Below are 26,249 nucleotides of genomic sequence, written 5' to 3' on the forward strand. Positions count from 1 at the left end.
GTGGGAAGGCCCAGACAGCCAGGAGGTTGGCTTAGAAGCAGCCATCCTTTAAAGAAAGCGTAATAGCTCACTGGTCGAGTCGGCCCGCGCGGAAGATTCAACGGGGCTTAAGCCATGTACCGAAGCTGCGGATTTGACCTAATGGTCAAGTGGTAGGGGAGCGTTCTGTACGCCTGCGAAGGTGTGTCGTAAGGCATGCTGGAGGTATCAGAAGTGCGAATGCTGACATGAGTAACGATAAGATGGGTGAAAACCCCATCCGCCGAAAGCCCAAGGTTTCCTGCGCAACGTCAATCGGCGCAGGGTTAGTCGGCCCCTAAGGCGAGGCAGAAATGCGTAGTCGATGGGAAACAGGTTAATATTCCTGTACCGCTTTATACTGCGATGGGGGGACGGAGTAGGCTAGATCAGCCGGCAGTTGGTGTCCGGTTTAAACGTGTAGGGAGTGCTTCCAGGAAAATCCGGTGGCACAATTCTGAGACGTGATGACGAGCGCCCATGTGGCGCGAAGTGGTCGATGCCAAGCTTCCAAGAAAAGCCTCTAAGCTTCAGGTATAGAGTGACCGTACCCGAAACCGACACAGGTGGGCAGGGTGAGAATCCCAAGGCGCTTGAGAGAACTCGGGTGAAGGAACTAGGCAAAATGGTACCGTAACTTCGGGAGAAGGTACGCCTCTGGTGGTGAAGGGTCTTGCACCTGGAGCTGCTGGGGGCCGCAGAGACCAGGCCGCTGCGACTGTTTATTAAAAACACAGCACTCTGCAAACTCGAAAGAGGACGTATAGGGTGTGACGCCTGCCCGGTGCCGGAAGGTTAATTGATGGGGTTAGCGTAAGCGAAGCTCTTGATCGAAGCCCCGGTAAACGGCGGCCGTAACTATAACGGTCCTAAGGTAGCGAAATTCCTTGTCGGGTAAGTTCCGACCTGCACGAATGGCGTAACGATGGCGGCACTGTCTCCACCCGAGACTCAGTGAAATTGAAATCGCTGTGAAGATGCAGTGTACCCGCGGCTAGACGGAAAGACCCCGTGAACCTTTACTACAGCTTCACACTGAACTTTGAACCTGCTTGTGTAGGATAGGTGGGAGGCTTTGAAGCCGGAACGCTAGTTTCGGTGGAGCCAACCTTGAAATACCACCCTGGCATGTTTGGAGTTCTAACCTCGTCCTGTTATCCAGGACAGGGACCGTGTGTGGTGGGTAGTTTGACTGGGGCGGTCTCCTCCCAAAGAGTAACGGAGGAGCGCGAAGGTACCCTCAGCGCGGTCGGACATCGCGCAGTGCGTGCAAAGGCGTAAGGGTGCTTGACTGCGAGACAGACACGTCGAGCAGGTGCGAAAGCAGGTCTTAGTGATCCGGTGGTTCTGTATGGAAGGGCCATCGCTCAACGGATAAAAGGTACTCCGGGGATAACAGGCTGATACCGCCCAAGAGTCCATATCGACGGCGGTGTTTGGCACCTCGATGTCGGCTCATCACATCCTGGGGCTGAAGCAGGTCCCAAGGGTATGGCTGTTCGCCATTTAAAGTGGTACGCGAGCTGGGTTTAGAACGTCGTGAGACAGTTCGGTCCCTATCTGCCGTGGGCGTCGGAGATTTGAGAGGATCTGCTCCTAGTACGAGAGGACCGGAGTGGACGTACCTCTGGTGTTCCGGTTGTCACGCCAGTGGCATTGCCGGGTAGCTAAGTACGGACGGGATAACCGCTGAAAGCATCTAAGCGGGAAGCCTTCCTCAAGATGAGATCTCCCTGGGCACTTGATGCCCCTGAAGGGTCGTTGAAGACTACAACGTTGATAGGCGGGATGTGAAAGCGCAGTAATGTGTGAAGCTAACCCGTACTAATTGCCCGTGAGGCTTGACCATATAACACCCAAGCAGTTTGAGGGTGTGCGGTCATCACAACATGACATGACAACATAGCCTGGAACTTTCCCGAATTGGTGATCCATAAGGATCACACCCAGTTTGCCTGGCGGCCATGGCGAGTAGGAACCACCCGATCCCATCTCGAACTCGGAAGTGAAACTGCTCAGCGCCGATGGTAGTGTGGGGCTTCCCCATGCGAGAGTAGGTCACTGCCAGGCTCTTATCCCAAAACCCCGATCGGTTACCCGGTCGGGGTTTTTTTATGCCCGGCGGTTGGGGGGGGCCGGGAGTGCTGGCCCCTGGCGTCAGCGTCGGTGGCCGCGTTGGGTCGGATAAAGCCCTCCGGGGGACGCCGTGAATACCTCCCTGTAGGCTTGGCAGCCGCTTCCCTGCGGCTAACCCCCGGTGGAGGACACCGCTGGCGAATCGCTCATGCCGAGCATCGGTGCCAGGAATCGGCCCGTATGCGACGCAGGCACGGTAGCGACCGCCTCTGGCGTCCCCGTGGCAATGATCTCGCCGCCGCCGGACCCGCCTTCCGGGCCCAGGTCGATGAGCCAGTCGGCGGTCTTGATCACATCCAGGTTGTGCTCGATGACCACGACGGTGTTGCCATGGTCCCGGAGGCGATGCAGTACCTTGAGCAGTTGATCCACGTCCTCGAAGTGCAGGCCCGTGGTGGGCTCGTCCAGGATGTACAGGGTGCGGCCGGTGTCCCGTTTGGAGAGTTCCCGGGCCAGTTTGACCCGTTGGGCTTCTCCGCCGGAGAGTGTGGTGGCGTTCTGTCCCAGTTGGACATAGGAGAGACCCACATCCATCAGGGTGTCCAGCTTGCGCTTGACCACCGGGACGGCTTCGAAGAAGTCCACGGCTTCTTCCACGGTCATCTCCAGCACCTCGTGGATGTTCTTGCCCTTGTAGCGCACATCCAGGGTTTCGCGGTTGTAACGCTTGCCCCGGCAGATGTCGCAGGGCACATAGACGTCGGGCAGGAAGTGCATTTCCACCTTGATCACGCCGTCTCCCTGACAGGCCTCGCAGCGTCCACCGCGGACATTGAATGAGAACCGGCCAGGGGCGTAGCCGCGGGAGCGGGCCTCCTGGGTGCCGGCGAAGAGTTCGCGAATGGGGGTGAACAGGCCGGTATAGGTGGCCGGGTTGGAGCGGGGGGTGCGCCCGATGGGGCTTTGGTCGATGTCCACCACCTTGTCCAGGTATTCCACCCCCTCCACGCGCTCGTAGGGCGCCGGTTGCTCGCCTGCCTTGTTGATCCGCAGGGCCATGAGCCGATACAGGGTGTCGTTGATCAGGGTGGATTTGCCGGATCCGGACACCCCGGTAACGCAGGTGAGCAGGCCTACCGGGACGTCCATGTCCACGTTGCGCAGGTTGTTGCCTCGGGCGCCGATGATGCGCAGCAGGCGCTCCGGGTCCACGGGATGTCGCTGGGCGGGGACCTCGATGCGTCGGCGTCCGCTGAGATACTGCCCCGTGAGGGACTGTTCTGTCTGGCTCACCTGTGCGGGTGTGCCCTGGGCCACCACCCGGCCTCCGTGGCGTCCGGCGCCCGGGCCCATGTCCACCACGTGGTCTGCGCGTCGGATGGCGTCCTCGTCGTGTTCCACCACCAGAACGGTGTTACCCAGGTCCCGCAGGTAGGTGAGGGTGTTGAGCAGGCGTTCATTGTCGCGCTGATGCAGGCCGATGGAAGGTTCGTCCAGGATGTACATCACGCCCACCAGACCAGCGCCGATCTGCGAGGCCAGGCGGATGCGCTGGGCCTCGCCTCCGGAGAGGGTGTCGGCGGAGCGGTCCAGGGTGAGGTAGTCCAGCCCCACGTTCACCAGGAAGTTCAGTCGCGCCACGATCTCCTTGACGATCTTGTCGGCGATCTGTCCCTGTTTGCCTGGCAGGGCCAGTTCCGTGAAAAAGCTGTGGGCATCGCCGATGGGCAGCGCGGTGATCTGGGGGAGGGTGCGGTTGTCCACAAAGACGTTGCGCGCGGCCTGGTTCAGGCGGGTGCCCTGGCAGGCCGGACAGGGGTGCATGGACCGGTACTTGGCCAGTTCCTCCCGCACGGCGCTGGAATCGGTCTCCCGGTAGCGGCGCTGCAGATTGGGGATGATGCCCTCGAATGTGTGTTCGGATCGGGAGCGACGGCCCCGTTCGTTGGAGTACTCGAACTGGATCTTTTCCCGGCCGCTGCCGTGGAGCACCACCTGGCGGACTGCGTCGGGCAGTTCCTCGAAGGGGGTTTCAATATCAAAGCCGTAATGGGCCGCCAGGGACTGAATGAGCTGGAAGTAGTAGGCGTTGCGCCGGTCCCAGCCGCGCACGGCGCCGCCAGCCAGGCTCAGTTCCGGGTGGGCCACCACGCGTTCCGGGTCGAAGAACTGTTGAACCCCCAGCCCGTCGCAGGTGGGGCAGGCGCCCACCGGGTTGTTGAAGGAGAACATGCGCGGCTCCATCTCCTGGATGGCATAGCCGCAATGGGCGCAGGCGAATTGTGAGGAGAACACCAGGGGCGCGCGCTTGGGGTCGTCCAGCCAGGCCACCAGGGCCAGGCCCTCGGAGAGGTTCAGGGCGGTTTCCAGGGACTCGGCCAGGCGCAGGCCGATGTCTTCTCTTACCCGGAACCGATCCACCACCACTTCGATGGTGTGTTTGCGCCGTGGCTCCAGGCTGGGCGGGTCGTCCAGTTCGATGAGTTCGCCGTCGATCCGGGCCCGCAGATAGCCCTGGGCCCGCAGGCCTTCCAGCACATTCACGTGTTCGCCCTTGCGTTCCTGCACCACCGGGGCCAGCAGCATCAGCTTGTCGCCTTCCGGGAGCGCCAGGATCTGATCCACCATCTGACTCACCGTCTGTGCCTCCAGGGTGGTGCCATGCTCCGGGCAACGGGGCGTGCCGGCGCGGGCGAACAGCAGGCGCAGGTAATCGTAGATCTCCGTAATGGTGCCCACGGTGGAACGCGGGTTGTGGGATGTGGTCTTCTGTTCGATGGAGATGGCCGGGGACAGCCCTTCGATGTGGTCCACATCCGGCTTTTCCATCATGGACAGGAACTGCCGCGCGTAGGCGGACAGGGACTCCACATAGCGTCGCTGCCCCTCGGCAAACAGGGTGTCGAAGGCGAGCGATGACTTGCCCGACCCGGACACCCCGGTGATGACGATGAGACGGTCTCGGGGAAGCACCAGGTCCACACTCTGAAGATTGTGGGTCCGGGCGCCGCGGATGATGATCTGTTCCATGGAGTGATCGCTTCGAGGGGGCGGAAGGAGTGGATCCACCCCAGTGACAGATTGCAGGCAAACGACTAATGTAACATGATCCCCGCCCCCCAAGCCGTCCCGGCACAGGGGGCTTGTGGGTCGGGGAGTGCGTCCGGCATCACGGATGATCCGGGCATCAGGGAATGATTCGAATCGATTTAAAACGGACCCAATGAGGCTTTAGGAGCGAACATGGCAAGAGGTATCAATAAGGTCATCCTGGTGGGCAACCTGGGGAATGACCCGGAAGTGAAATACATGCCCAGCGGCTCGGCGGTGGCCAATGTGAGCATCGCCACCACAGATCGCTGGAAGGACAAGCAGAGCGGCGAGATGCAGGATCGCACGGAGTGGCACCGTGTGGTGTTCTTCGGTCGTCTGGCTGAAATCGCCGGGGAGTACCTGCGCAAGGGCTCCCAGGTGTACGTGGAGGGTCGACTGCAGACCCGTAAGTGGCAGACCCAGGACGGTCAGGACCGCTACAGCACCGAGATCGTGGCCAACGAGATGCAGATGCTCGGCGGCCGGGGTGGCAGCGGAGGCGGTGGTAGCTCCAGCGACTTCGACTCCGGTGGCAGTCAATGGGGACAGAGCGGTTCCCGGGGGCAGGGTGAACCTGCATCGTCCGGCGGTGGGCAGTCCTCCGGCCAGTCGTCCGGTTCCCGCCCGGAGCCCAGTGACTTTGACGACGATATACCGTTTTAATTGGCACGTTTTTTAGTTTTCGTTTACTTTACCTTTAAGGCCCTGTTTATCAGGGCCTTTTTGCCCCCCCCTCTAATCGACTTCGGCTGAAGTGATGATCTGTGCTTCATACCGTAAGCTGGGAAGGCCGGAACAGGCATTGAAATCATTCCAGGGAGGTCGGTATGGATAAGAAGGCTCTCAGCGAACGGGACATCTGCACCAAGTTCATCACCCCGGCGCTGGAGCGTGCCGGCTGGGACATCCAGACCCAGGTGCGCGAGGAGGTGTCGTTCACCGCCGGCCGCATCATCGTACGCGGGCGCATGCACATTCGAGGCAAGCGCCGCCGCGCCGACTACCTGCTCAACTACCACAAGGACCAGCCTATTGCGGTGATCGAGGCCAAGGACAACAAGCACGGCCTGGGCGACGGCATGCAGCAGGCACTTGCCTACGCCGACGCCCTGGATGTGCCCTTCGTGTTCACCAGCAATGGCGACGGCTTTCTGTTCCACGATCGCACCGGCCTGGGCAGCCAGACCGAAACCGTGCTGGGTCTCGACGACTTCCCCTCCCCCGAGATGCTCTGGGAGTGCTACTGCCGTTACAGGGGCCTTGGGCCCAGGGAACGCCCGGTGGTGGAACAGCCCTACTACGATGACGGCAGCGGTCGCAGCCCCCGCTACTACCAGCGTGTTGCCATCAACCGGACCGTGGAGGCGGTGGCCCGCGGCCAGCAGCGCATCCTGCTGGTGATGGCCACGGGCACCGGCAAGACCTTCACCGCCTTCCAGATCATCTGGCGGCTGTGGAAGGCTAAACAGAAAAAGCGAATTCTCTTTCTGGCTGACCGCAACATTTTGGTCGATCAGACCAAGAACAACGACTTCAAGCCTTTCGGCCAGACCATGACCAAGGTCAGCAACCGCACGGTAGACAAGTCCTACGAGGTCTATCTCTCGCTCTACCAGGCAGTGACCGGCAGCGAGGAAGAGCAGGACATCTACCGACAGTTCTCTCCGGACTTCTTCGACCTGGTCATCATCGACGAATGCCATCGTGGCAGCGCCGCGGTGGACTCCGCCTGGCGCCGGGTACTCGACTACTTCGCCTCTGCCACCCATATCGGGCTGACCGCCACGCCCAAGGAGACGAAAGAGGTCTCCAACAGCGACTACTTCGGCGAGCCGCTCTACACCTACTCGCTCAAGCAGGGCATCGAGGACGGCTTCCTCGCTCCCTACAAGGTTATCCGCGTGGATATCGACCGCGACCTGCAGGGGTGGCGGCCCAGCAAGGGACAGCGTGACAAACTGGGTCAGGAGATTGAAGATCGCATCTACAATCAGAAGGATTTCGACCGGCAGATGGTCCTGGAACCGCGCACCGAGCTGGTGGCACTCAAGATCACCGAGTTCCTGGAGGGCAGCGACCCTTACCAGAAGACCATCGTCTTCTGCGAGGACATCGACCACGCCGAGCGCATGCGCCAGGCGCTGGTCAACCTCAATCCCAAGCGGGTGGCGGAGAATCGCAAGTACGTGATGCGCATCACCGGCGACGAGGCCGAAGGTAAAGCGGAGCTTGATAACTTCATCAACCCCGAGGAGCGCTACCCCGTCATCGCCACCACCAGCAAGCTGATGACCACCGGTGTGGACGCCCAGACCTGCAAGTTGATCGTGCTCGACCAGCGCATCCAGTCCATGACCGAGTTCAAGCAGATCATCGGCCGTGGCACCCGCATCAACGACGACTACCAAAAACACTGGTTCACCATCCTGGACTTCAAGAAGGCCACCGAGCTGTTCGCCGATCCCGAATTTGACGGCGACCCAGTGAAGGTCTACCAGCCTTACCCCGACGACCCCATCACGCCGGATGACGAGCAGGCACAGAGCGATGTGGTACCGAACGGCGTGGAAGACACCCACGCTGAGTACGATGTTGAAGAAGGCGCCACCTGGCAGAGCGACGATTCCACCGCCATCCCAGGCGGTTCTCTCTTCGATGAAGATGGGGGCCAGGGCCGGCGGGTGAAGTATGTGGTCAATGATGTGAAAGTCAGCGTGGTGGCCGAGCGCGTGCAGTACCTCGGCCCGGACGGCAAGCTGATCACCGAGAGCCTGCGCGATTACACCCGTCAGAAGGTCAAGGAGCAGTTCGCCTCACTGGACGACTTCCTGCGCCGCTGGCATGAAGCCGAGCGCAAGCAGGCGATCCTCGATGAGCTGGCCGAGCAGGGCATTTTCTGGGATGAGCTGATCGCCGAGCTTGGCAGGAAGCTCGGTGACGAACCCGACCCCTTCGATGTGATCTGCCATATCGCCTTCGACCGTCCACCACTGACCCGCCGCGAGCGCGCCGACCAGGTGAAGAAGCGCGATATCTTCAGCCGCTACGAGGGTCAGGCCCGCAGGGTTCTGGAGTCGCTGGTGGAGAAATACGCCGATGCAGGCATCACGCCCATCGAGGATCCCAAGGTGCTCACCCTGGCCCCCTTCAGCGCCATCGGTGCCCCCATGGAGCTGGTCAAGGCCTTCGGTGGCAAGGCCGGCTACACCCGCGCCGTCCACGAACTGGAAGATGCCCTCTACCAGTTCGGTGGCTGATCGGTATCCTGTCACCCTTTTTTTCGCCTTAACCAATATGACTCAAGTCCCGATGCGGGCCGTCCTGTGCATGGTGCCTACCTGCAGATGAGCCTGCGTCCACTCAGTATTACAAGGAATCGACACCCCCCATGAGTATCTCCACCACCATCAAGTCCATCCAGGACATCATGCGCAAGGACGTCGGTGTCGATGGCGATGCACAGCGTATCGGCCAGCTGGTCTGGATGCTGTTCCTGAAGATCTTCGACGACCGGGAACAGGAGTGGGAAATGTTCGACGATGCTTACCGCTCGCCGATACCCGAGCCGCTGCGCTGGCGCAACTGGGCCGCCGACCCCGAGGGCATGACCGGCGACGAGCTCAAGGACTTCGTCGACAACACGCTGTTCCCCGGCCTGCAGCTGCTGCAGCCCCGCGGCGAGGATACCCGCGCGGTGGTGATCCGCAACATCTTCGAGGACGCCTACAACTACATGAAGTCCGGCCAGTTGATGCGTCAGGTCATCAACAAACTGCAGGACGGCATCGACTTCAACACCCAGGCAGACCGCCACCAGCTCGGCGACATGTATGAGCAGATCCTCAAGGATCTGCAAAGCGCCGGCAACGCCGGCGAGTTCTATACCCCGCGGGCGGTGACCGAGTTCATGGTCAACCGGGTGGACCCCAGGCTTGATGAGATGGTGATGGACCCGGCCTGCGGCACGGGTGGCTTTCTTACCTGCACCATTGAGCACAAGCGCAGCCACTACGTGCAGACCCCGGAAGACGAGCAGAGCCTGCAGGCCAGCATTCGCGGCATCGAGAAGAAGCCCTTGCCCCATCTGCTGGCCACCACCAACCTGATCCTCCATGGCATCGAGGTGCCGGAGCAGATCCGCCACGACAATGCCCTGGCCCGCCCGCTGATCAGTTGGGGACCCAAGGAACGGGTAGACGTGATCATCGCCAACCCGCCCTTCGGCGGCATGGAGGAAGACGGCATCGAGACCAACTTCCCCCAGGCCTTCCGCACCCGGGAAACCGCCGATCTGTTCATGACGCTGTTCATCCAGCTGCTCAAGGAGGGCGGCCGCGCTGGCGTGGTGCTACCGGACGGCTTTCTCTTCGGCGAGGGCATGAAAACCCGCCTCAAGGAGAAACTGCTCACCGAGTGCAATCTGCACACCATCGTTCGCCTGCCCAACGGGGTGTTCAGCCCCTATACCGGCATCAAGACCAACCTGCTGTTCTTCACCAAGGGCCAGCCCACCGAGCAGATCTGGTACTACGAGCACCCCTATCCCGAGGGCTACAAGAGCTACAGCAAGACCAAGCCCATGCGCTTTGCCGAATTTGCCACCGAGATCGACTGGTGGGGTGACGAGAGCGACGGCTTCGCCAGTCGCCAGGAGACCGAGCAGGCCTGGAAGGTCGGCATTGAGGAGATCAAGGCGCGTAACTACAACCTGGATATCAAGAACCCCTGGAAGGGCGAGCAAGTCAGCCACGACCCCGACGAGCTACTGGCCAAGTACGCCCAGCAGCAGGCCGAGATCCAGGAACTGCGTGACCAGATCAAGCAGATCCTCGGCGATGCGCTGAACCATGCCACCAAAGAGAAGAAGGGCCAGGCATGAGTGCTCGCGACCTGATTACCGACCACCTCGACCTCTGGACTGGCGCTGTTACTTTCAGGTCGACGGCAGGCCGAGGGAAGAATGGAAAGATCGAACTCACCGGCATCAAGAAGCTGCGCGAGCTGATTCTGGAACTCGCTGTGCGTGGCAAGCTGGTGGACCAGGACCCCAATGATGAACCCGCCAGCGTGCTGCTGGAGAAGATCGCCGAGGAGAAGGCGCGGTTGGTTAGGGAAGGGAAGATCAAGAAGCCAAAGAAGCTGCCGGAGATTGCCGAGGAAGATAAGCCGTTTGAGCTGACGGATGGGTGGGCCTGGGCAAGAATATGGGATATCTCGGAACTTATAACATCTGGATCTCGCGACTGGGCCAAGCATTATTCTGATTATGGCGCCATATTCATCACAATGGGAAACCTTTCCCGCGGGGACTATAAGCTCAGGCTGGACAATATACGCTATGTTTCCCCGCCCGCTGGCGGCGAAGGCGCTAGAACATCACTTCAAGCCGGAGACTTGGTGGTTTCTATCACAGGAGATGTTGGAAACCTCGGTCTGATACCCGAAGGGTTTGGCGAGGCATACATAAATCAACACTCCTGCTTGGTACGCTTCAGCTCACTTTGCAGAAACCGCTATCATGCAGAGTTCTTTAGAAGCCCCAGCGCAAAGACTCAGTTTGATGAGCCACAGCGTGGTGTGAAAAATAGCTTCCGCTTGAGCGATATGGGTGAGATGCGGATTCCGTTACCCCCACTTCAAGAGCAGCACCGCATCGTCGAAAAAGTCGATGAGCTTATGGCCCTCTGCGATCGGCTGGAGCAGCAGGTCGGTGACCAGCTGGAAGCCCATGAGGTGCTGGTCGACACCCTTCTCGATGCCTTGACCCGTTCCGCCGATGCTGAGGAACTGAGCCGGAGTTGGGCCCGCGTTGCCGAGCATTTTGATACCCTCTTCACCACCGAAGCCAGCATCGACAAGCTGAAGCAGATCATTCTTCAGCTGGCAGTGATGGGGCGGCTGGTGGAGCAGGACCCCAATGATGAATCGGCCAGCGTGCTGCTGGAACGTATCGAAGAGGCGAAGGCCCGGTTAGTAAATAAAGGGAAGATCAAGAAGCCCAAAAAACCTCACTTTCCCTCAGATCAAGACAAGATTTTCCCCCTGCCAGGTGGTTGGGAGTGGGCAAGCATCGCCTCTACAGGGATTACTTCAACAGGAAAAACTCCCAGCACCAAAGAGAAGCATTTTTTTGATGGCGACATACCGTTTATCGGCCCTGGGCAAATAACAGCAGGAGGAGAAGTCACTCAGCCAGAGAAGTTTTTGTCTGAGACAGGTCTTATTGAGTCGGAAGAAGCTGTACCTAATGACTTGGTGGTTGTTTGCATCGGCGGGTCTATAGGGAAATGCGCAAAAATTCATACGCGATGTGGGTTTAATCAGCAGATCAACAAGGTTTGTCCAATACTAGTCCACCCTGACTACCTTCTCTCAACGCTTTCCACAGACTTTGTGCGCCAGAGTATCTTGGAAAAGTCTACCGGATCAGCGACGCCTATAATTAATCGTTCCAAGTGGGAAGCCATTTGCATCCCTCTGCCACCCATCAATGAACAACACCGCATCGTCGAAAAAGTCGACGAGCTGATGGCCCTTTGCGACCAGCTCAAGGCCCGCCTGACCGAGGCCGGTGAGACACGGACTCACCTCGCCGAGGCGATGGTGGATCAGGCGGTGAACTGATGGCCTATGATCGCCCCTGGAAATCGTTCGAGGAGCAGATCGCGATTCTGCAATCGCGAGGTATGGAGGTTGCTGATGAGGCAGCCGCCCTGGAATACCTGAAGCGCGTCGGCTACTACCGGCTGAGCGCCTACTGGTATCCATTCCGGATTTTCAAAACGGTGGGCCACGACCGCCAAGGGAGGCCGATCACACAGGCCACCGATCAGTTCGTTCCCAACACCCAGTTCGTCGATGCGGTGCGCCTCTACCTGTTCGACAAGGAACTCCGGCTACGCCTGACCGATGCCCTGGAGCGGATCGAGATCGCCTTGCGGGTCGACATCGCCCACCTGCTGGGTGAGAGAGATGCCTTTGCCCACCTGCATCGTGACACCTTTCATCCATCATTCGCCCGGAAAAGGTTCGGGCGCGACCCACGCGATACCTTCGAAAAGTGGCAGGCGCGCTGCGAGGGAATGGAAAGGCGTTCCAAGGAGGACTTCGTCCAGCACTACCGACAGAAGCACGGCCCACGCCTGCCGATCTGGGTCGCCGTGGAGACCTGGGACTTCGGAACCCTCTCGCAGCTATTCGCGATGATGAAGGTGCCTGACCAACGACGCATCGCTCGTAAGTACGGTGTGCTGGACTGGGCAGTCTTTCAGAGCTGGCTGCGCTCCCTCAACTATCTGCGCAATGTCTGCGCCCACCACAGCAGGCTCTGGAACCGCAACGTCATCGACCAGCCCAAGCTGCCTGAGCTGGGCACTCTATCGTGGTGCGATGATTTCCATGGGCAGCCGCAGTTGATCGCTCGACCCTTCCTGCTGCTGAGCATTGTGCGACACATGACAAAGGTGGTCTGCGCGGATACTGGCTGGCACCTTCGCCTTGAGGCGCATCTGATGACCTTCCCGGCACCGCATGCACAGCGCCGGCTCTCACTGGAGGATATGGGCGCACCAGTCGGCTGGGAGCGATGGTGGTCGACTTGAGGGCCTGAGCGGCAGACAAATAAGAACCCCCGCGTAAGCTCGTGCGAGCCAAGAGGCGGGGGCCGTGTTACCAACCAGCATAGAGCACAGCCCTGGAAACGACAAGAACTTCAGCTACCATCGCCATAAGGTGTGGACTGACCATCAACCAGGGCATCTGGGATCTGGCACGCTGCTGCAGCCTCATCGCTGGCGGCGGCGCGGCCTGTTTGAGCCCTGCCGAGCGGATGAGTACCGCTTTGCTGACGAGCCAGGCAAAATGACGTTGCCGGAACCGGCCTCCCTGGAAGATCACACCCCCTTCGGCCCGCGACATTCGCGCCCATCAGGTTTAAAATCCTCCCATGACTCTCAAGATCCACATCCAGACCCACGGCTGCCAGATGAACGAGTATGACTCGGGCAAGATGGTGGACGTGCTGCGGGCCTCCCATGGGGCGGAGTTGACGGACGATCCTGCTTCGGCCGATCTGTTGCTGCTCAATACCTGCTCCATCCGCGAGAAGGCCCAGGAGAAGGTCTTTTCGTTGCTGGGTCGATGGCGCCAGCTCAAGGAGAATCGTCCCGGTGTGCTGATCGGCGTGGGGGGGTGCGTGGCCAGCCAGGAGGGCGAGGTGCTGCGTGAGCGGGCACCCTTTGTGGATCTGGTGTTCGGGCCACAGACCCTGCATCGTCTGCCGCAGATGCTGGATCGCGCCCGCCGGGAGCATCAGCCGGTGGTGGATGTCTCCTTCCCCGAGATCGAGAAGTTCGATTGCCTGCCCGAACCCCGGGCCGAGGGGCCCACGGCCTTTGTCTCGGTGATGGAGGGGTGCAGCAAGTACTGCACCTACTGTGTGGTTCCCTTCACCCGGGGCGAGGAGATCAGTCGGCCCTTCGACGATGTGCTGGCCGAGGTGGCGCAACTGGCGGCCCAGGGGGTGCGCGAAGTGAACCTGCTGGGGCAGAACGTGAATGCCTATCGTGGCCCCATGCATGATGGCGAGATCGCCGATCTGGCCCTGCTGATTCATTATGTGGCGGCCGTGGACGGCATCGACCGCATCCGTTTCACCACCTCCCACCCGGTGGAGTTCTCCGACAGCCTCATCCAGGCCTTTGCCGATGTGCCGGAGCTGGCCAGCCACCTGCACCTGCCGGTGCAGAGCGGCTCGGACCGCATCCTGGCGGCCATGAAGCGCGGCCACACGGCCCTGGAGTACAAGTCCCGCATCCGCCGTCTGCGGGAAGCCCGGCCGGATCTGTCCCTGTCCTCGGATTTCATCGTGGGCTTCCCGGGCGAGACCGATACCGACTTCGAGGCCACCATGCGGCTGATCGAAGAGCTGGGATTCGATCAATCCTTCAGTTTCATCTACAGCCCCCGCCCGGGCACACCGGCTGCCAATCTGGAGGACTCGGTACCCCTGGGGGTGAAGAAGGCGCGGCTGCAACGGTTGCAGGATCGCATCAACGCATCGGCGCGGGCCATCAGCGAGGCCATGGTGGGTTCGGTGGAAACCGTGCTGGTGGAAGGCCCTTCCCGCAAGGATCCCGCCTTCATGGCCGGACGCACTGCCAATCACCGCATGGTCAACTTCCCCGGTGGCCCGGAGCTGTTGGGGCAGTTTGTTCCCGTGCGCATCACCGAGGCCATGAGCAACTCCCTGCGCGGTGAGCTCGTGAGTGATCCGGCACAAGCACAACCGACGCCCGTGGCGGCGAACGGCGCCTGATCCAGCTATACTTTTCAAGACACGCAACACGTCCAGTGGCCTGACCCGACCTTGACAGATCAACCTGCCGACCCTCAATCAGCGGCCCGACCCTCCTCTGTGGAGTTGTCACTGGAGCCCGCTGACAACCTGCGCCTGGCCAATCTCTGTGGCCAGTTTGATGAACACCTTCGGCTGCTGGAAAAGCGCCTGGGGGTGGAAATCAATAATCGGGGCGCCCGCTTCAATATCATTGGTGATACCGAGCCTGCCCAGGCCGGTGCCGAGGTGATTCGCGATCTGTATCGCATCACCGCCGGCGAGGCCCTGACGCCCGAGCGGGTGCACCTGCACCTGCAGGAATCCCAGGTGGACCTGCTCATGGAGCGCCGGGACAGTGCCGCCGAGGAGGATGAGCCCGTCCTGCGCCTGCGCCGCGGCGTGATCAGGGGGCGCGGTGCCCATCAGATGCGTTATCTGCGCAACATCCGCACCCATGATCTGAATTTCGGTGTCGGCCCTGCCGGTACCGGCAAGACCTACCTGGCCGTGGCCGCCGCCTGCGAGGCCCTGGAGACGGACCGGGTGCGTCGCCTGGTGCTGGTGCGCCCGGCGGTGGAGGCGGGTGAACGCCTGGGCTTCCTGCCCGGGGATCTGGCCCAGAAGATCGACCCCTATCTGCGTCCCATGTACGACGCCCTGTACGAGATGCTGGGGTTCGAGAAGGTGGCCAAGCTCCAGGAGCGCAGCGTCATCGAGGTGGCCCCGCTGGCCTACATGCGCGGACGCACCCTGAATGATGCCTTCGTGATCCTGGACGAAGCCCAGAACACCACGCCGGAACAGATGAAGATGTTCCTCACCCGCATCGGCTTTGGCTCCACCGCCGTGGTCAACGGGGACGTGACGCAGACGGACCTTCCCCATCCCCGCCAGTCGGGCCTGCGCCATGGGGTGGAGATCCTCAAGGATGTCAAAGGGGTCAGCTTCACCTTCTTCACCGCCCGGGACGTGGTGCGCCATCCCCTGGTGCAGCGTATTGTCGAGGCCTATGACGCCGGGGATGCCGGCGGCAAGGGCGCCTGACCATGGATTCTCGGACCCAGGTCCAGTATGCGGTGCCCCGCCGGGGCATACCCGCCCCCGTGTCCCTGAGCCGTTGGGTGGACCTGGCACGTCAGGGCGCCCCGGGTTCCGTGGTCATCCGGGTTGTGGACGAGCACGAGAGCGCCCAGCTCAATGGCGCCTATCGTGGCAAGCAGGGCCCCACCAATGTGCTGTCCTTCCCCTTCGAGGCACCGGAGGGCATCCCCGTGGATCATCTGGGCGATCTGGTGATCTGTGCCCCCGTGGTGGCCCGCGAGGCCCGGGAGCAGGGCAAGGCCCCCCGCACTCACTGGGCACACATGGTGATCCACGGCGTCCTGCATCTGCGTGGCTACGACCATCTGGACGAGGCGGAGGCGCATGAGATGGAAACGATTGAAACATTGCTGATGGCAGAATGCGGCTATGAAGACCCCTATACTCTCCCTTCCAACCCGCCTGAAACGACACCCACATGAACACTGATCGATCTAGTCACCCCGGGACCCGCAGCTGGGTGGAGCGCTTCAGCCTCGCCCTGTCTTCGGAGCCCCGGGATCGTAGCCAGTTGGTGGAACTGCTGCGCAACGCCCACCAGCGTCAGATCATCGACCCGGATGCCCTGGGGATGCTTGAGGGCGTGATGCAGGTGGCCGACATGCAGGTGCGGGATATCATGATCCCGCGGGCACAGATGGATGTGGTGAACCGGGATGCCCGGCTTGATGAGATCGTGCCCTTTTTGGCGGAGTCGGCCCATTCCCGCTTTCCCGTGATCGGTGATGACCGGGATGAGGTGGTGGGCATTCTGCTGGCCAAGGACATGCTGCGTTATTTCACCCCGGAGGGGGCGGATGGTTTCGATATGCAGGACATCCTGCGCCCCGCCGTGTTCGTCCCCGAGGCCAAGCGGCTGAATATCCTGCTCAAGGAATTTCGCAACAGCCGCAACCACATGGCCATCGTCGTGGACGAGTATGGTGGCGTGGCCGGATTGGTCACCATTGAGGATGTGCTGGAGCAGATCGTCGGCGAGATCGATGATGAGCACGATATCGACGATTTTCTTACCCATATCCTGCGTCATACCAATGGCCGCTTCACCGTCAAGGCGCTCACGCCCATCGAGGAGTTCAACGCCTATTTCAACACCCAGTACAGCGACGAGGCCTTCGACACCATCGGCGGTTTCATCGTCCATCGGTTCGGGCATGTACCCAAGCGGGGCGAGGAACTGATATTCGATCGCTTCCACGTGCGCGTGCTGCGCGCCGATAACCGCCGTGTTCATCTGCTGGAACTCAGCTACCGGGACATGCCCGCCGTTGAATCCGAAAACGCCTCCTGACCACGGTCCCGCTGACGTTAAAGACCCCTCCCTCCCATGACTGCATCTGTTTCGGACCTCTCCCTGCCGCGGCGCATTGAGCAACACCCGCGCCTGGCGGCCCTGGTCGCTGCCCTGGCCGGTGTGCTGCAGGTGCTCGCCTTCGCCCCCTTTGAAGTGCGTGCCCTGAGCATTCTGGCCCCCGCCATCCTCTTCATCCTCTGGGTGGGTGCCAGCCCCCGCCAGGCCGCCTGGCGCGGCTATGCCTTTGGGGTGGGCCTGTTCGGTGCGGGGGTTTACTGGGTGTATCACAGCCTGCACCTGTTCGGGGCGGCCATCGCGCCCCTGGCGGCCCTGATCACGGCGGGTTTCGTGCTGGCCCTGGCCCTGTTCCCGGCCCTCATGGGCTATCTGGTGGCACGTCTGCGGGTGCGGATGCCCGGGCCCTGGGCGCTGATCCTGCTGATGCCTGCCCTGTGGGTGCTGTTTGAATGGTGGCGGGGCTGGTTCCTCACCGGCTTCCCCTGGCTGCTGCTGGGTACGGCCCATCTGGATACCCAACTGGCCGGCTACGTGCCGGTGGTGGGTGTCTTTGGGGTGAGCGCGCTGGTGGCGGTGATGGCCGGCTGCCTGGCCTGGGGCCTGATTCGCGGGCAACGGGCAGCGCTATGGGCCGGCGGTGTCATCCTGGCCCTGTGGCTGGGCGGTGCACTGCTCTCCCAGGTGGAGTGGACGCGTCCCACCGGCGAGCCCCTGACCGCCAGTCTGCTCCAGGGTAACGTCGCCCAGGAGGAGAAATTACTGCCGGAGCATCTGCCCCAATCCATGGCCCTGTATGCCCAACTCACGGAAGAGGCCTTCGGCAGTGATTTGATCGTCTGGCCCGAGACCGCCGTGCCCACCTTCCACCGCCGCCTGGAGCCGGAATTTCTCGGCCCCCTGGCCCGGGAGGCGCGGGCCCAGGGCAGCACGATGATCACCGGCATCTTCACCTACGAGCCGGACACCGGGAACATGTACAACAGCATTGCCCGGCTGGATGGGGCAGGGGAGGCCGAGTTCTACCACAAGCGCAAACTGGTGCCCTTTGGTGAGTATCTGCCGCTTCGGGGCCTGCTCATGTGGCTGGATGACTTCATCGAACTTCCCATGGCGGACCTCTCCCGTGGACACGGCGGCTGGACCCTGGAGGCGGCAGGGATCATCCTGGGGCCCTCCATCTGCTACGAGGATGCCTTTGGCTCCCAGATCATCCGCGCATTGCCCCGGGCCCAGTTGCTGGTGAATGTGACCAACGATGCCTGGTTTGGCGATTCCATCGCCCCGCATCAGCATCTGGAGATCGCCCGGGCCCGCAGTCTGGAAACAGGGCGCGAGATGCTGCGGGCCACCAACACGGGCATTTCTGCGGTCATCGACCATCGGGGCCGGATACGGGATCAGTCACCCCAGTTCGAGACCCACGTGCTCACCGCGCACACACAACCCCGGGATGGGGCCACGCCCTACGTGATCTGGGGCAACTGGCCGGTCATCCTCTGGGCCCTGGCCATGGTGGTCGTGCTGCCCCTGATGGCCCGCCGTCGCTCCGCCTGAGCGACGGCCCTCGCTGGCCCTCGCCCCTCACCCCAACCCCTCTCCCCCGGGGGAGAGGGGCTTGTAACGTATCTTTCATCATCTGGGGTGACTCACCACCGTGATGCATGAGCGTTAGCCCCGCATGCGGTGAAATTCGGTGGCCCGGCATTGGGGGCAGGGCGGGATGCGACCGCTTTCGGTGAAGTGCAGCTCCTTGCCGCACTTGTCGCAGCGGAGCACACCCGGGCCAGCCACTTCACCGGTATGCCAGACGCCCACCACCCGGGCCTGGGCCTCCAGTTCCGCCAGTTCCACCCGGGTGCGATCGGCAATGGAGCCCAGCAGGTCCAGCAGCCGGGCCTCGATCAGCTGCAGGTCCATGCGGAACCAGGCCTGGTAGTCGCGGCTGGACTCGGTCAGGTAGTCGCCCATGTCGTGCAGGTCGCGGCGGATGTAGTCGGCCACCTCGTGCGCCTCTTCCCGAGTGATCTCCCCCAGGTCCACCGCCCGCTTGCGGGCATGCTGAATGGCCTGCTCCAGACTGGGCGCGGCCCGCTCCTCGGCCGTTTCCACGGCATGCTTCACCCGCTCCAGCATGGTGTCGTAGGCATGGGCCAGAGTGTCCTTCACCGGATGTTCTGATTTTTGCTGCTCTTGTTCGGCCATGGTCGTGCCCTCCTGGTGGAAATCGCTGACGCCGCAGTCTCAGAGCCTACCAACTCTTCCGTTGGACAGCTACGCGCGCCCATTGTCCCGGGGTCCATGGCTTCAAGACCCCATCAGTTGTTCCCCTGCCGCGCGCACTGGTATTCTTTTCGGTCTTTCCGCACGTCCCGGGCCCGTCCCATGCCGCACTGGGCATGCCCCGTTGCGTCCCGCGAACTCGTATCCAGATCCCAGCCGGTGTGACCATGCAAGAACAGTATCAACCCGAGACCGTCGAGACTGAAGCGCAGGCCTGGTGGGCCGAGCAGGATTGCTTCCGCGCTCAGGAGGACCCGTCCCGGGAAACCTTCTACTGCCTGTCCATGTTTCCCTATCCCAGTGGGCGGCTGCACATGGGGCATGTGCGCAACTACACCATCGGCGATGTGATTGCCCGTTACCAGCGCATGCAGGGCCGCAACGTGCTGCAGCCCATGGGCTGGGACGCCTTCGGTCTGCCCGCCGAGAACGCCGCCATGAAGCATGGCGTGCCCCCGGCCCAGTGGACCTACGAGAACATCGATTACATGCGCGGCCAGTTGCAGCGCCTGGGTTTTGCCTATGACTGGTCCCGGGAGCTGGCCACCTGTACGCCCGAGTACTACCGCTGGGAGCAATGGCTGTTCACCCGGCTGTTCAAAAAGGGGCTGGTCTACAAGAAGACCGCCGTGGTCAACTGGGACCCGGTGGACCAGACCGTGCTGGCCAACGAACAGGTCATCGAGGGCTGCGGCTGGCGCTCCGGTGCCAAGGTGGAACGTCGCGAGATCCCCCAATGGTTCCTGCGCATCACCGACTATGCCGAGGAATTGCTCAATGGGCTGGACAATCTGCCCGGGTGGCCGGAGCAGGTGCGCACCATGCAGCGCAACTGGATCGGCCGCTCCGAGGGCGTGGAGGTGGCCTTCCCGGTGGACGGCGGTGAACCGCTGAGGATATACACCACCCGTCCCGACACCCTGATGGGCGTTACCTACATGGCCGTGGCCGCCGATCACCCCCTGGCCCGGCAGGCCGCAGAAACGCGCCCGGAAGTGGCCGCCTTCATCGAGGAATGCCGGCACAACAGCGTCTCCGAGGCCGACATGGCCACCCTGGAGAAGCGGGGCGTGGCCACCGGCATCGAGGCGCGCCACCCCATCACCGGGGAGCCGGTACCTGTCTGGGTGGCCAACTTCGTGCTCATGGAATACGGCACCGGCGCCGTCATGTCCGTGCCCGCCCACGATCAGCGGGACTGGGAATTTGCCCGTGCCCACGGGCTGCCCATCCGTCAGGTCATTCGCCCCGCGGACGAGACGGCAGATGTGGATCTGGAGCAGGAGGCCTTCACCGACAAGGGCATACTGATGGCCTCCGGTGAGTTCGATGGGCTGGACTTCCCCCAGGCCTTCGGGGCCATTGCCGGCTATCTGGAGTCACGGGACCTGGGTACCCGCCAGGTGAATTACCGTCTGCGGGACTGGGGCGTATCCCGTCAGCGTTACTGGGGTTGCCCCATCCCCATCATCAGCTGTCCCAGTTGCGGTGCCGTACCGGTGCCCGAGTCACAGTTGCCGGTGGTGCTGCCCGAGGACGTGGCGTTCGATGGCACGGGTTCGCCCATCAAGAAAATGCCGGAATTCTACAAGACCACCTGCCCGGAATGCGGTGGCGAGGCGGAGCGGGAAACGGACACCTTCGATACCTTCTTCGAGTCCTCCTGGTATTACGCCCGCTATACCTGCCCGGATAACGATGGCGCCATGATGGACGAGCGTGCCGGTCACTGGCTGCCCGTCAATCAGTACGTGGGGGGCATCGAGCATGCCGTACTGCACCTGCTGTACGCCCGTTTTTTCCACAAGCTGATGCGCGACGAGGGCCTGGTCCCGGGGGATGAGCCGTTCACCAATCTGCTCACCCAGGGCATGGTGCTCAAGGACGGCGCCAAGATGTCCAAGTCCAAGGGCAATACCGTGGATCCCCAGGAACTGATCCAGCGCTACGGCGCCGATACCGTGCGTCTGTTCATGATGTTTGCCGCCCCCCCGGAGCTGTCCCTGGAATGGTCGGATTCCGGCGTGGAGGGTGCCTTCCGCTTCATCAAGCGGCTGTGGAAGCAGGTGCATGATCACGTCAGCCAGGGCCCGGCCCCGGCCCTGGATCCCGCCAGCCTGAACGATGCCCAGGCGGATCTGCGCCGCAAGCTGCACCAGACCATCGGCAAGGTGAGCGATGATGTGGGCCGCCGCTACACCTTCAACACCGCCATCGCCGCCTGCATGGAGTTGATGAACGATCTGGGGCGCCTGGACGGGGACACTGACCAGGACCGTGCCCTCACCCAGGAGGTGCTGGAGTCGGTGGTGCTCATGCTCTCGCCCATCATCCCCCACGTGACCCATCGCCTCTGGCGGGAGCTGGGCCACGATCAGGCCGTGGTGGACTGCGCCTGGCCACAGGTGGATGAGTCCGCCCTGCAGAGCGACACCCAGGAACTGGTGGTGCAGGTGAACGGCAAACTGCGCAGCCATATCCGCGTACCCACCGGGGCTGATCGGGCCGCCATCGAGCAGATGGCCCTGGCTGATGACAACGTGCAGCGTCACACAGAGGGCAAGTCCGTGGCCAAGGTGATCGTCGTGCCCGGCAAGCTGGTCAACGTGGTGGCCAAGTGACCCCTATGGCTCACCGGGCCCCGCGAGCAACCCTGCCTGCGGGCGGCGGTCGCAGTCTGGCCTGGTTGGGGGTGGTGCTGGTGTGTCTCACCCTGGTCGCCTGCGGATTTCAGTTGCGTGGGGCGGGAGAACTGCCGCCGGAGATGGCCCGGACGGCCATCTCCGGCATCAGTGAGCAAGATGCACTGGCGCGGGATCTGGCCCAGTCCCTGCGGGCCAACGGCGTCCAGGTGGTGGATCGGGACGAGGCCGACGCCCTGTTGCGCATCACCCGGATGGATACGGGGCGCCGCACGCTGTCTGTGGGTGGAGATGCACGGGTGAGTGAATACGAGGTCTATCTCACCATTGGCTTTCAGGTGGAGGGCCTGGGGTCGGAGTTCGAGATCCCCACCCAGACCCTGACCCTCACGCGGGATTATCTCTTTGATCCCGCCGGGGTGCTGGGGCGCTCGGAACAGGAGCGGGTGCTGCGCGAATCCATGCGCCGGGACGCGGTGCAACTCATCCTGCTGCGCCTGCAAAGCGCCGCCCGCTGAGCCTGCGGCCCGTGCAGCTTCGTCCCGAGCAACTGGAGTCTCACCTGGAAAAGGCCCTGGCGCCCATCTATCTGCTCTCCGGTGACGAGCCATTGCAGTTGATGGAGGCGGCCGATGCCGTGCGCGCCGCCGCCCGGGCCCAGGGCGTGGAGGATCGTGAGGTCTTCAACGTGGACAAGGGGTTTGACTGGGAACAACTCTCCGCCGCCGCCGAGAGTCTGTCCCTGTTCGCCCGCCGTCGCCTGCTTGAGTTGCGCATGCCCTCGGGCAAACCCGGCGTCCCGGGCAGCAAGGTGCTGCAGGCCTACGCCCGGCGACCGGCAGAGGACACGGTACTGCTGATCGAGGCCGGGCGACTGGACGCCAGTGACCGCAAGACCGCCTGGTGCAAGGCCCTGGAATCGGCGGGTGTGCTGGTGCAGGTGTGGCCGCTGGATCTGGCCGGCACCCAGGGCTGGATGCAGCGGCGGATGCGCCGGCAGGGTCTGCAGCCCACCGCCGACGCGCTGCGTCTGCTGGCGGAACGGGTGGAGGGCAACCTGCTGGCCGCCGCCCAGGAGATCGACAAGCTGGTATTGCTGAGCGGCCCGGGGCCGGTGGATGCGGATGCGGTATTGAGCGCCGTGGCCGACAGTGCCCGCTTCGGCGTTTTCGACCTGGTGGATGCGGCCCTGGCAGGCGAAACCGCCCGGGCCGTGCGCGTGCTCCAGGGCCTGAGGGATGAAGGCATCGAGGCGGTGCTGGTGCTCTGGGCCCTGGCCCGGGAAATTCGCAGCCTGCATCGCATGGCCGAGCAGGTGGAGGCCGGCAAACCGGTCCAGCAGATCCTGACCGGCGTGCGCCCCCAGCGTCGTCAGCCCATCGTGCGTCAGGCGTTGCGGCGTCATGGTGACGTGGGGCTTGGGCGCCTGCTGGCCAGCTGCGCCCGGGTGGACCGGGCCATCAAGGGCCGTCATCCGGGCAACCCCTGGGATGAGTTGTTAGACTTGACCCTGAATCTGGCGGGGACCCGCGTGGTCCCGGACCATTCCCCACTGACAGGAACACCGTAGTGTCCGATACAGCAAACGATGACATCCACAAGATGATGCAGGAGATGGGTCATCAGGCCCGTGCTGCCTCCCGGGAACTGGCGCGGGCCGAGTCAGGTGCCAAGAACGCCGCGCTCACGGCCATGGCGGAGTTGATCGAGCAGCGTGCCGATCAACTCATGACCGAGAACCGCAAGGATCTGGAGGCTGGCGAGCGCAATGGCCTGGATGCCGCCATGCTGGACCGCCTGGCCTTCACCCCGGAGCGCCTGGGTGTCATGGCCGAAGGCCTGCGCCAGATCGCCGCACTGCCGGATCCGGTGGGGGCCATCAGCGACCTGAACTATCGCCCCAGCGGGATTCAGGTGGGGCGCATGCGGGTGCCCCTGGGGGTGATCGGCATCATCTTCGAGTCCCGGCCCAACGTCACCGTGGACGCCGCCGGCCTGTGTCTCAAATCCGGTAACGCGGCCATCCTGCGGGGCGGCTCCGAGGCCATTCATTCCAACCAGGCCCTGGCTGGCTGCATCCGTGATGGCCTGGCCGCCGCTGGCCTGCCGGCGAACGCGGTGCAGGTGATTGCCACCACCGACCGGGCGGCCGTGGGGGCCCTGCTGCGCCTGAAGGATCACGTGGATGTGATCGTGCCCCGGGGCGGCAAGGGCCTGATCGCCCGGGTGAGCGAGGAATCCCTGATCCCGGTGATCAAGCACCTGGACGGCATCTGTCATGTATACATCGATGACCACGCCCAGCTGGACAAGGCCACGCGGGTCACCGTGAACGCCAAGACCCAGCGCTACGGTACCTGCAACACCCTGGAAACCCTGCTGGTGGCCGAGGGCATTGCCCCCCGCGCCCTCAAGGCCCTCAGGCCCCTGTTCGATGAAAAGGGCGTGGAACTGCGCGGATGCCCACGTACCCGCGCCTTCCTGCCGGATATCGCCCAGGCCACGGATGCGGACTGGGATACCGAATACCTGGCCCCGGTGCTGTCCATCCGGGTGGTGGCGGGCCTGGATGAGGCCATCGAACACATCAACACCCATGGCTCCCAGCACACCGACAGCATCATCACCGAGGACTACACCCGGGCCCGACGCTTCCTGCGCGAGGTGGACTCCAGTTCCGTGATGGTCAATACCTCCACCCGCTTCGCCGACGGTTTTGAATACGGCCTGGGCGCGGAGATCGGCATCAGTACCGACAAATTGCATGCCCGCGGGCCGGTGGGTCTGGAGGGGCTCACCACCCTCAAGTTCATCGTCCTGGGGGATGGCCATGTACGCGGCTGATCAGGGTGGGGTGAGGCGCCCGTTGAACTCATGATCGGCATCCTGGGCGGCACCTTCGACCCCATCCACTTCGGCCACCTGCGTCCGGCCCTGGAAGTGCAGGAACACCTGGGCATGGATGAGGTGCGCTTCATCCCCTGTGGTCTGCCGCCGCACCGGCGCCAGCCGGCGGTATCGGTGGCGCATCGCGCGGCCATGGTGGAGCTTGCCGTGCAGGGGCAGCCAGGGTTTGTCATGGACCCCAGGGAGTTGCAGCGCGAAGGCCCCTCCTACAGCGTGGACACCCTGGAGAGCCTGCGGGCGGAGCTGGGTCAGGAGGTGCCCTTGTGCCTGATGCTGGGCATGGACGCCTTTGCCGGGTTGTCGTCCTGGCACCGCTGGCGGGAGATCACCCGACTCGCCCATGTGGTGGTTTCCCACCGCCCTGGAAGCCCCGCGTCCCATGACCTGGGTGACTGGATGGAAGATCATTGCACCCAGGATCCCCGGGACCTGCGCCGAACACCGGCAGGAAGGGTGTTCTTTCTGCCGGTCACCCAGCTGGATATTTCCGCCACCGCCATTCGTCGCCTGATTGCCCGGGGGTTCAGCCCCCTGTACCTGACCCCCAGGGTGGTGGTGGATTACATCGCCGACCATGGCCTTTACGGCCCCGCGGCCACCCGTTAAACAAGAGACTCAAGATGCAGACAGAAACACTCACGCAGATCGTTACCGATGCCCTGGAAGACATGAAGGCCCAGGACCTCAAGGTGATCGACGTGCGCGGCAAGACCTCCATCACCGATATCATGGTCATTGCCACCGGCACTTCCAACCGCCACGTGAAGTCCCTGGCCGAGAATGTCCTGCTCAAGACCAAGGAGGCCGGTGTCATGCCCCTGGGCTCGGAGGGCGAACAGGATGCGGAGTGGGTGCTGGTGGACCTGAACGATGTGGTGGTGCACGTGATGCTTCCCCAGGTGCGCGATTTCTACAATCTGGAAAAACTCTGGCTCACCGACGAGCAGGCCCAGCCCGAGCCCGACGAGGACTCCCCCGAGGCCGCCGTGCGTCGCCTGCGCCGTTAGGCCGTGCGTATCCATCTGCTGGCCATCGGCAACCGCATGCCCGGGTGGGTGAACGAGGCCTACCGGACCTATGCCCAGCGCCTGCCCGCCGAATGCCGTCTGGAACTGCGCGAGATCGCCGCGCCGCGCCGGGGGCGCAACATGCCGGTGGAGCGTCTGCGTGAACAGGAGGGCGAGGCCCTGCTGGCCGCCGTGCCCCGGGATGCCTGGGTGGTGGCCCTGGATGAACACGGCCGTGGCCTGGATACGGCTACCCTGTCGGGCAAGCTGGACGACTGGATGCAGTCGGGTCGGGATGTGTGCCTGCTGGTGGGTGGCCCCGATGGTCTTGCGCCAGCCTGCCGGGCGCGGGCCGATCTCACCTGGTCCCTGTCGCCATTGACCTTTCCGCACCCCTTGGTCAGGGTGATCCTGGCCGAACAGCTGTACCGGGCCTGGTCTCTGCTGCGCGGGCACCCCTATCACCGCGAATAGAG

At 62.8% G+C, this 26,249-nt stretch carries 19 protein-coding genes and 2 rRNA genes (1 of these 21 cut by a window edge); 19 read left to right on the top strand and 2 right to left on the bottom strand.

Going from position 1 to position 26,249, the window contains the following annotated elements; translation table 11 throughout:
• Together ECTOBSL9_RS08845 and rrf are read left to right on the top strand one after the other, a co-directional pair.
• Window positions 1-1,867, top strand: a 23S ribosomal RNA gene (locus ECTOBSL9_RS08845) (it extends 1,020 nt beyond the left edge of the window).
• A gap of 105 nt (window positions 1,868-1,972) precedes the next feature.
• Window positions 1,973-2,088 (top strand): 5S ribosomal RNA (gene rrf / locus ECTOBSL9_RS08850).
• Between the two features lie 177 nt (window positions 2,089-2,265).
• On the opposite strand, the gene uvrA is transcribed toward rrf, so the two are convergent.
• On the bottom strand, window positions 2,266-5,124 hold the full coding sequence (gene uvrA, locus ECTOBSL9_RS08855; protein ID WP_063464736.1) for an excinuclease ABC subunit UvrA: 2,859 nt from the start codon (window positions 5,122-5,124) through the stop codon (window positions 2,266-2,268).
• A 213-nt stretch (window positions 5,125-5,337) separates the two neighbouring features.
• Here uvrA and ssb point away from each other — a divergent pair, with 213 nt between their 5' ends.
• The 10 genes from ssb to lnt all read left to right on the top strand — a co-directional run bounded on the left by ssb (window position 5,338) and on the right by lnt (window position 18,491).
• On the top strand, window positions 5,338-5,850 hold the full coding sequence (gene ssb, locus ECTOBSL9_RS08860) for a single-stranded DNA-binding protein (protein ID WP_063464737.1): 513 nt from the start codon (window positions 5,338-5,340) through the stop codon (window positions 5,848-5,850).
• Between the two features lie 164 nt (window positions 5,851-6,014).
• The gene (gene hsdR / locus ECTOBSL9_RS08865; protein WP_063464738.1) at window positions 6,015-8,444 is read left to right on the top strand and encodes an EcoAI/FtnUII family type I restriction enzme subunit R; all 2,430 of its coding nucleotides are present in this window, start codon (window positions 6,015-6,017) and stop codon (window positions 8,442-8,444) included.
• 131 nt (window positions 8,445-8,575) lie between these two features.
• Complete coding sequence (locus tag ECTOBSL9_RS08870) at window positions 8,576-10,066, top strand: class I SAM-dependent DNA methyltransferase (RefSeq protein ID WP_063464739.1); 1,491 nt, start codon at window positions 8,576-8,578, stop codon at window positions 10,064-10,066.
• Entirely contained in the window at window positions 10,063-11,811 is a 1,749-nt protein-coding gene (locus tag ECTOBSL9_RS08875; protein WP_063464740.1) for a restriction endonuclease subunit S, read from the top strand. The genes ECTOBSL9_RS08870 and ECTOBSL9_RS08875 overlap by 4 nt, the downstream gene beginning before the upstream one ends.
• Entirely contained in the window at window positions 11,811-12,788 is a 978-nt protein-coding gene (locus ECTOBSL9_RS08880; RefSeq protein ID WP_063464741.1) for an Abi family protein, read from the top strand. The genes ECTOBSL9_RS08875 and ECTOBSL9_RS08880 overlap by 1 nt, the downstream gene beginning before the upstream one ends.
• A gap of 344 nt (window positions 12,789-13,132) precedes the next feature.
• The gene (miaB, locus tag ECTOBSL9_RS08890) at window positions 13,133-14,503 is read left to right on the top strand and encodes a tRNA (N6-isopentenyl adenosine(37)-C2)-methylthiotransferase MiaB (RefSeq protein WP_063464743.1); all 1,371 of its coding nucleotides are present in this window, start codon (window positions 13,133-13,135) and stop codon (window positions 14,501-14,503) included.
• Between the two features lie 51 nt (window positions 14,504-14,554).
• A complete protein-coding gene (locus ECTOBSL9_RS08895) occupies window positions 14,555-15,568 on the top strand; it encodes a PhoH family protein (RefSeq protein ID WP_063464744.1) in 1,014 nt (337 codons plus the stop codon).
• A gap of 2 nt (window positions 15,569-15,570) precedes the next feature.
• Entirely contained in the window at window positions 15,571-16,047 is a 477-nt protein-coding gene (ybeY, locus tag ECTOBSL9_RS08900; RefSeq protein WP_063464745.1) for an rRNA maturation RNase YbeY, read from the top strand.
• Entirely contained in the window at window positions 16,044-16,916 is an 873-nt protein-coding gene (locus tag ECTOBSL9_RS08905; RefSeq protein WP_063464746.1) for an HlyC/CorC family transporter, read from the top strand. The genes ybeY and ECTOBSL9_RS08905 overlap by 4 nt, the downstream gene beginning before the upstream one ends.
• Before the next feature lie 36 nt (window positions 16,917-16,952).
• Entirely contained in the window at window positions 16,953-18,491 is a 1,539-nt protein-coding gene (gene lnt, locus ECTOBSL9_RS08910) for an apolipoprotein N-acyltransferase (protein WP_063464747.1), read from the top strand.
• A 114-nt stretch (window positions 18,492-18,605) separates the two neighbouring features.
• Here lnt and ECTOBSL9_RS08915 read toward each other — a convergent pair whose 3' ends face one another.
• On the bottom strand, window positions 18,606-19,139 hold the full coding sequence (locus ECTOBSL9_RS08915) for a zinc ribbon-containing protein (RefSeq protein WP_063464748.1): 534 nt from the start codon (window positions 19,137-19,139) through the stop codon (window positions 18,606-18,608).
• Window positions 19,140-19,384: 245 nt separating this feature from the next.
• Between ECTOBSL9_RS08915 and leuS the strand changes: the two genes are divergently transcribed.
• From leuS to rlmH, 7 genes are read left to right on the top strand one after another with little or no spacing between them, the layout of a single operon-like run.
• Entirely contained in the window at window positions 19,385-21,838 is a 2,454-nt protein-coding gene (gene leuS, locus ECTOBSL9_RS08920) for a leucine--tRNA ligase (protein ID WP_063466102.1), read from the top strand.
• A gap of 5 nt (window positions 21,839-21,843) precedes the next feature.
• Window positions 21,844-22,377, top strand: a complete 534-nt coding sequence (gene lptE / locus ECTOBSL9_RS08925; protein ID WP_240480945.1) for an LPS assembly lipoprotein LptE — start codon at window positions 21,844-21,846, stop codon at window positions 22,375-22,377.
• A gap of 11 nt (window positions 22,378-22,388) precedes the next feature.
• Window positions 22,389-23,429: a DNA polymerase III subunit delta gene (holA, locus tag ECTOBSL9_RS08930; RefSeq protein ID WP_063464749.1), complete on the top strand. Its 1,041-nt coding sequence runs from the start codon at window positions 22,389-22,391 to the stop codon at window positions 23,427-23,429.
• The gene (locus ECTOBSL9_RS08935) at window positions 23,429-24,703 is read left to right on the top strand and encodes a glutamate-5-semialdehyde dehydrogenase (RefSeq protein WP_063464750.1); all 1,275 of its coding nucleotides are present in this window, start codon (window positions 23,429-23,431) and stop codon (window positions 24,701-24,703) included. Before holA ends, ECTOBSL9_RS08935 begins: the two co-directional genes overlap by 1 nt.
• Before the next feature lie 30 nt (window positions 24,704-24,733).
• Complete coding sequence (gene nadD / locus ECTOBSL9_RS08940) at window positions 24,734-25,372, top strand: nicotinate-nucleotide adenylyltransferase (protein ID WP_063464751.1); 639 nt, start codon at window positions 24,734-24,736, stop codon at window positions 25,370-25,372.
• Between the two features lie 14 nt (window positions 25,373-25,386).
• Complete coding sequence (rsfS, locus tag ECTOBSL9_RS08945) at window positions 25,387-25,773, top strand: ribosome silencing factor (protein ID WP_063464752.1); 387 nt, start codon at window positions 25,387-25,389, stop codon at window positions 25,771-25,773.
• Window positions 25,774-25,776: 3 nt separating this feature from the next.
• Window positions 25,777-26,247, top strand: a complete 471-nt coding sequence (gene rlmH / locus ECTOBSL9_RS08950; protein WP_063464753.1) for a 23S rRNA (pseudouridine(1915)-N(3))-methyltransferase RlmH — start codon at window positions 25,777-25,779, stop codon at window positions 26,245-26,247.
• Window positions 26,248-26,249 lie beyond the last annotated feature (2 nt).

Origin of the sequence: Ectothiorhodospira sp. BSL-9 (assembly GCF_001632845.1) — a bacterium.
Lineage (GTDB): Bacteria > Pseudomonadota > Gammaproteobacteria > Ectothiorhodospirales > Ectothiorhodospiraceae > Ectothiorhodospira.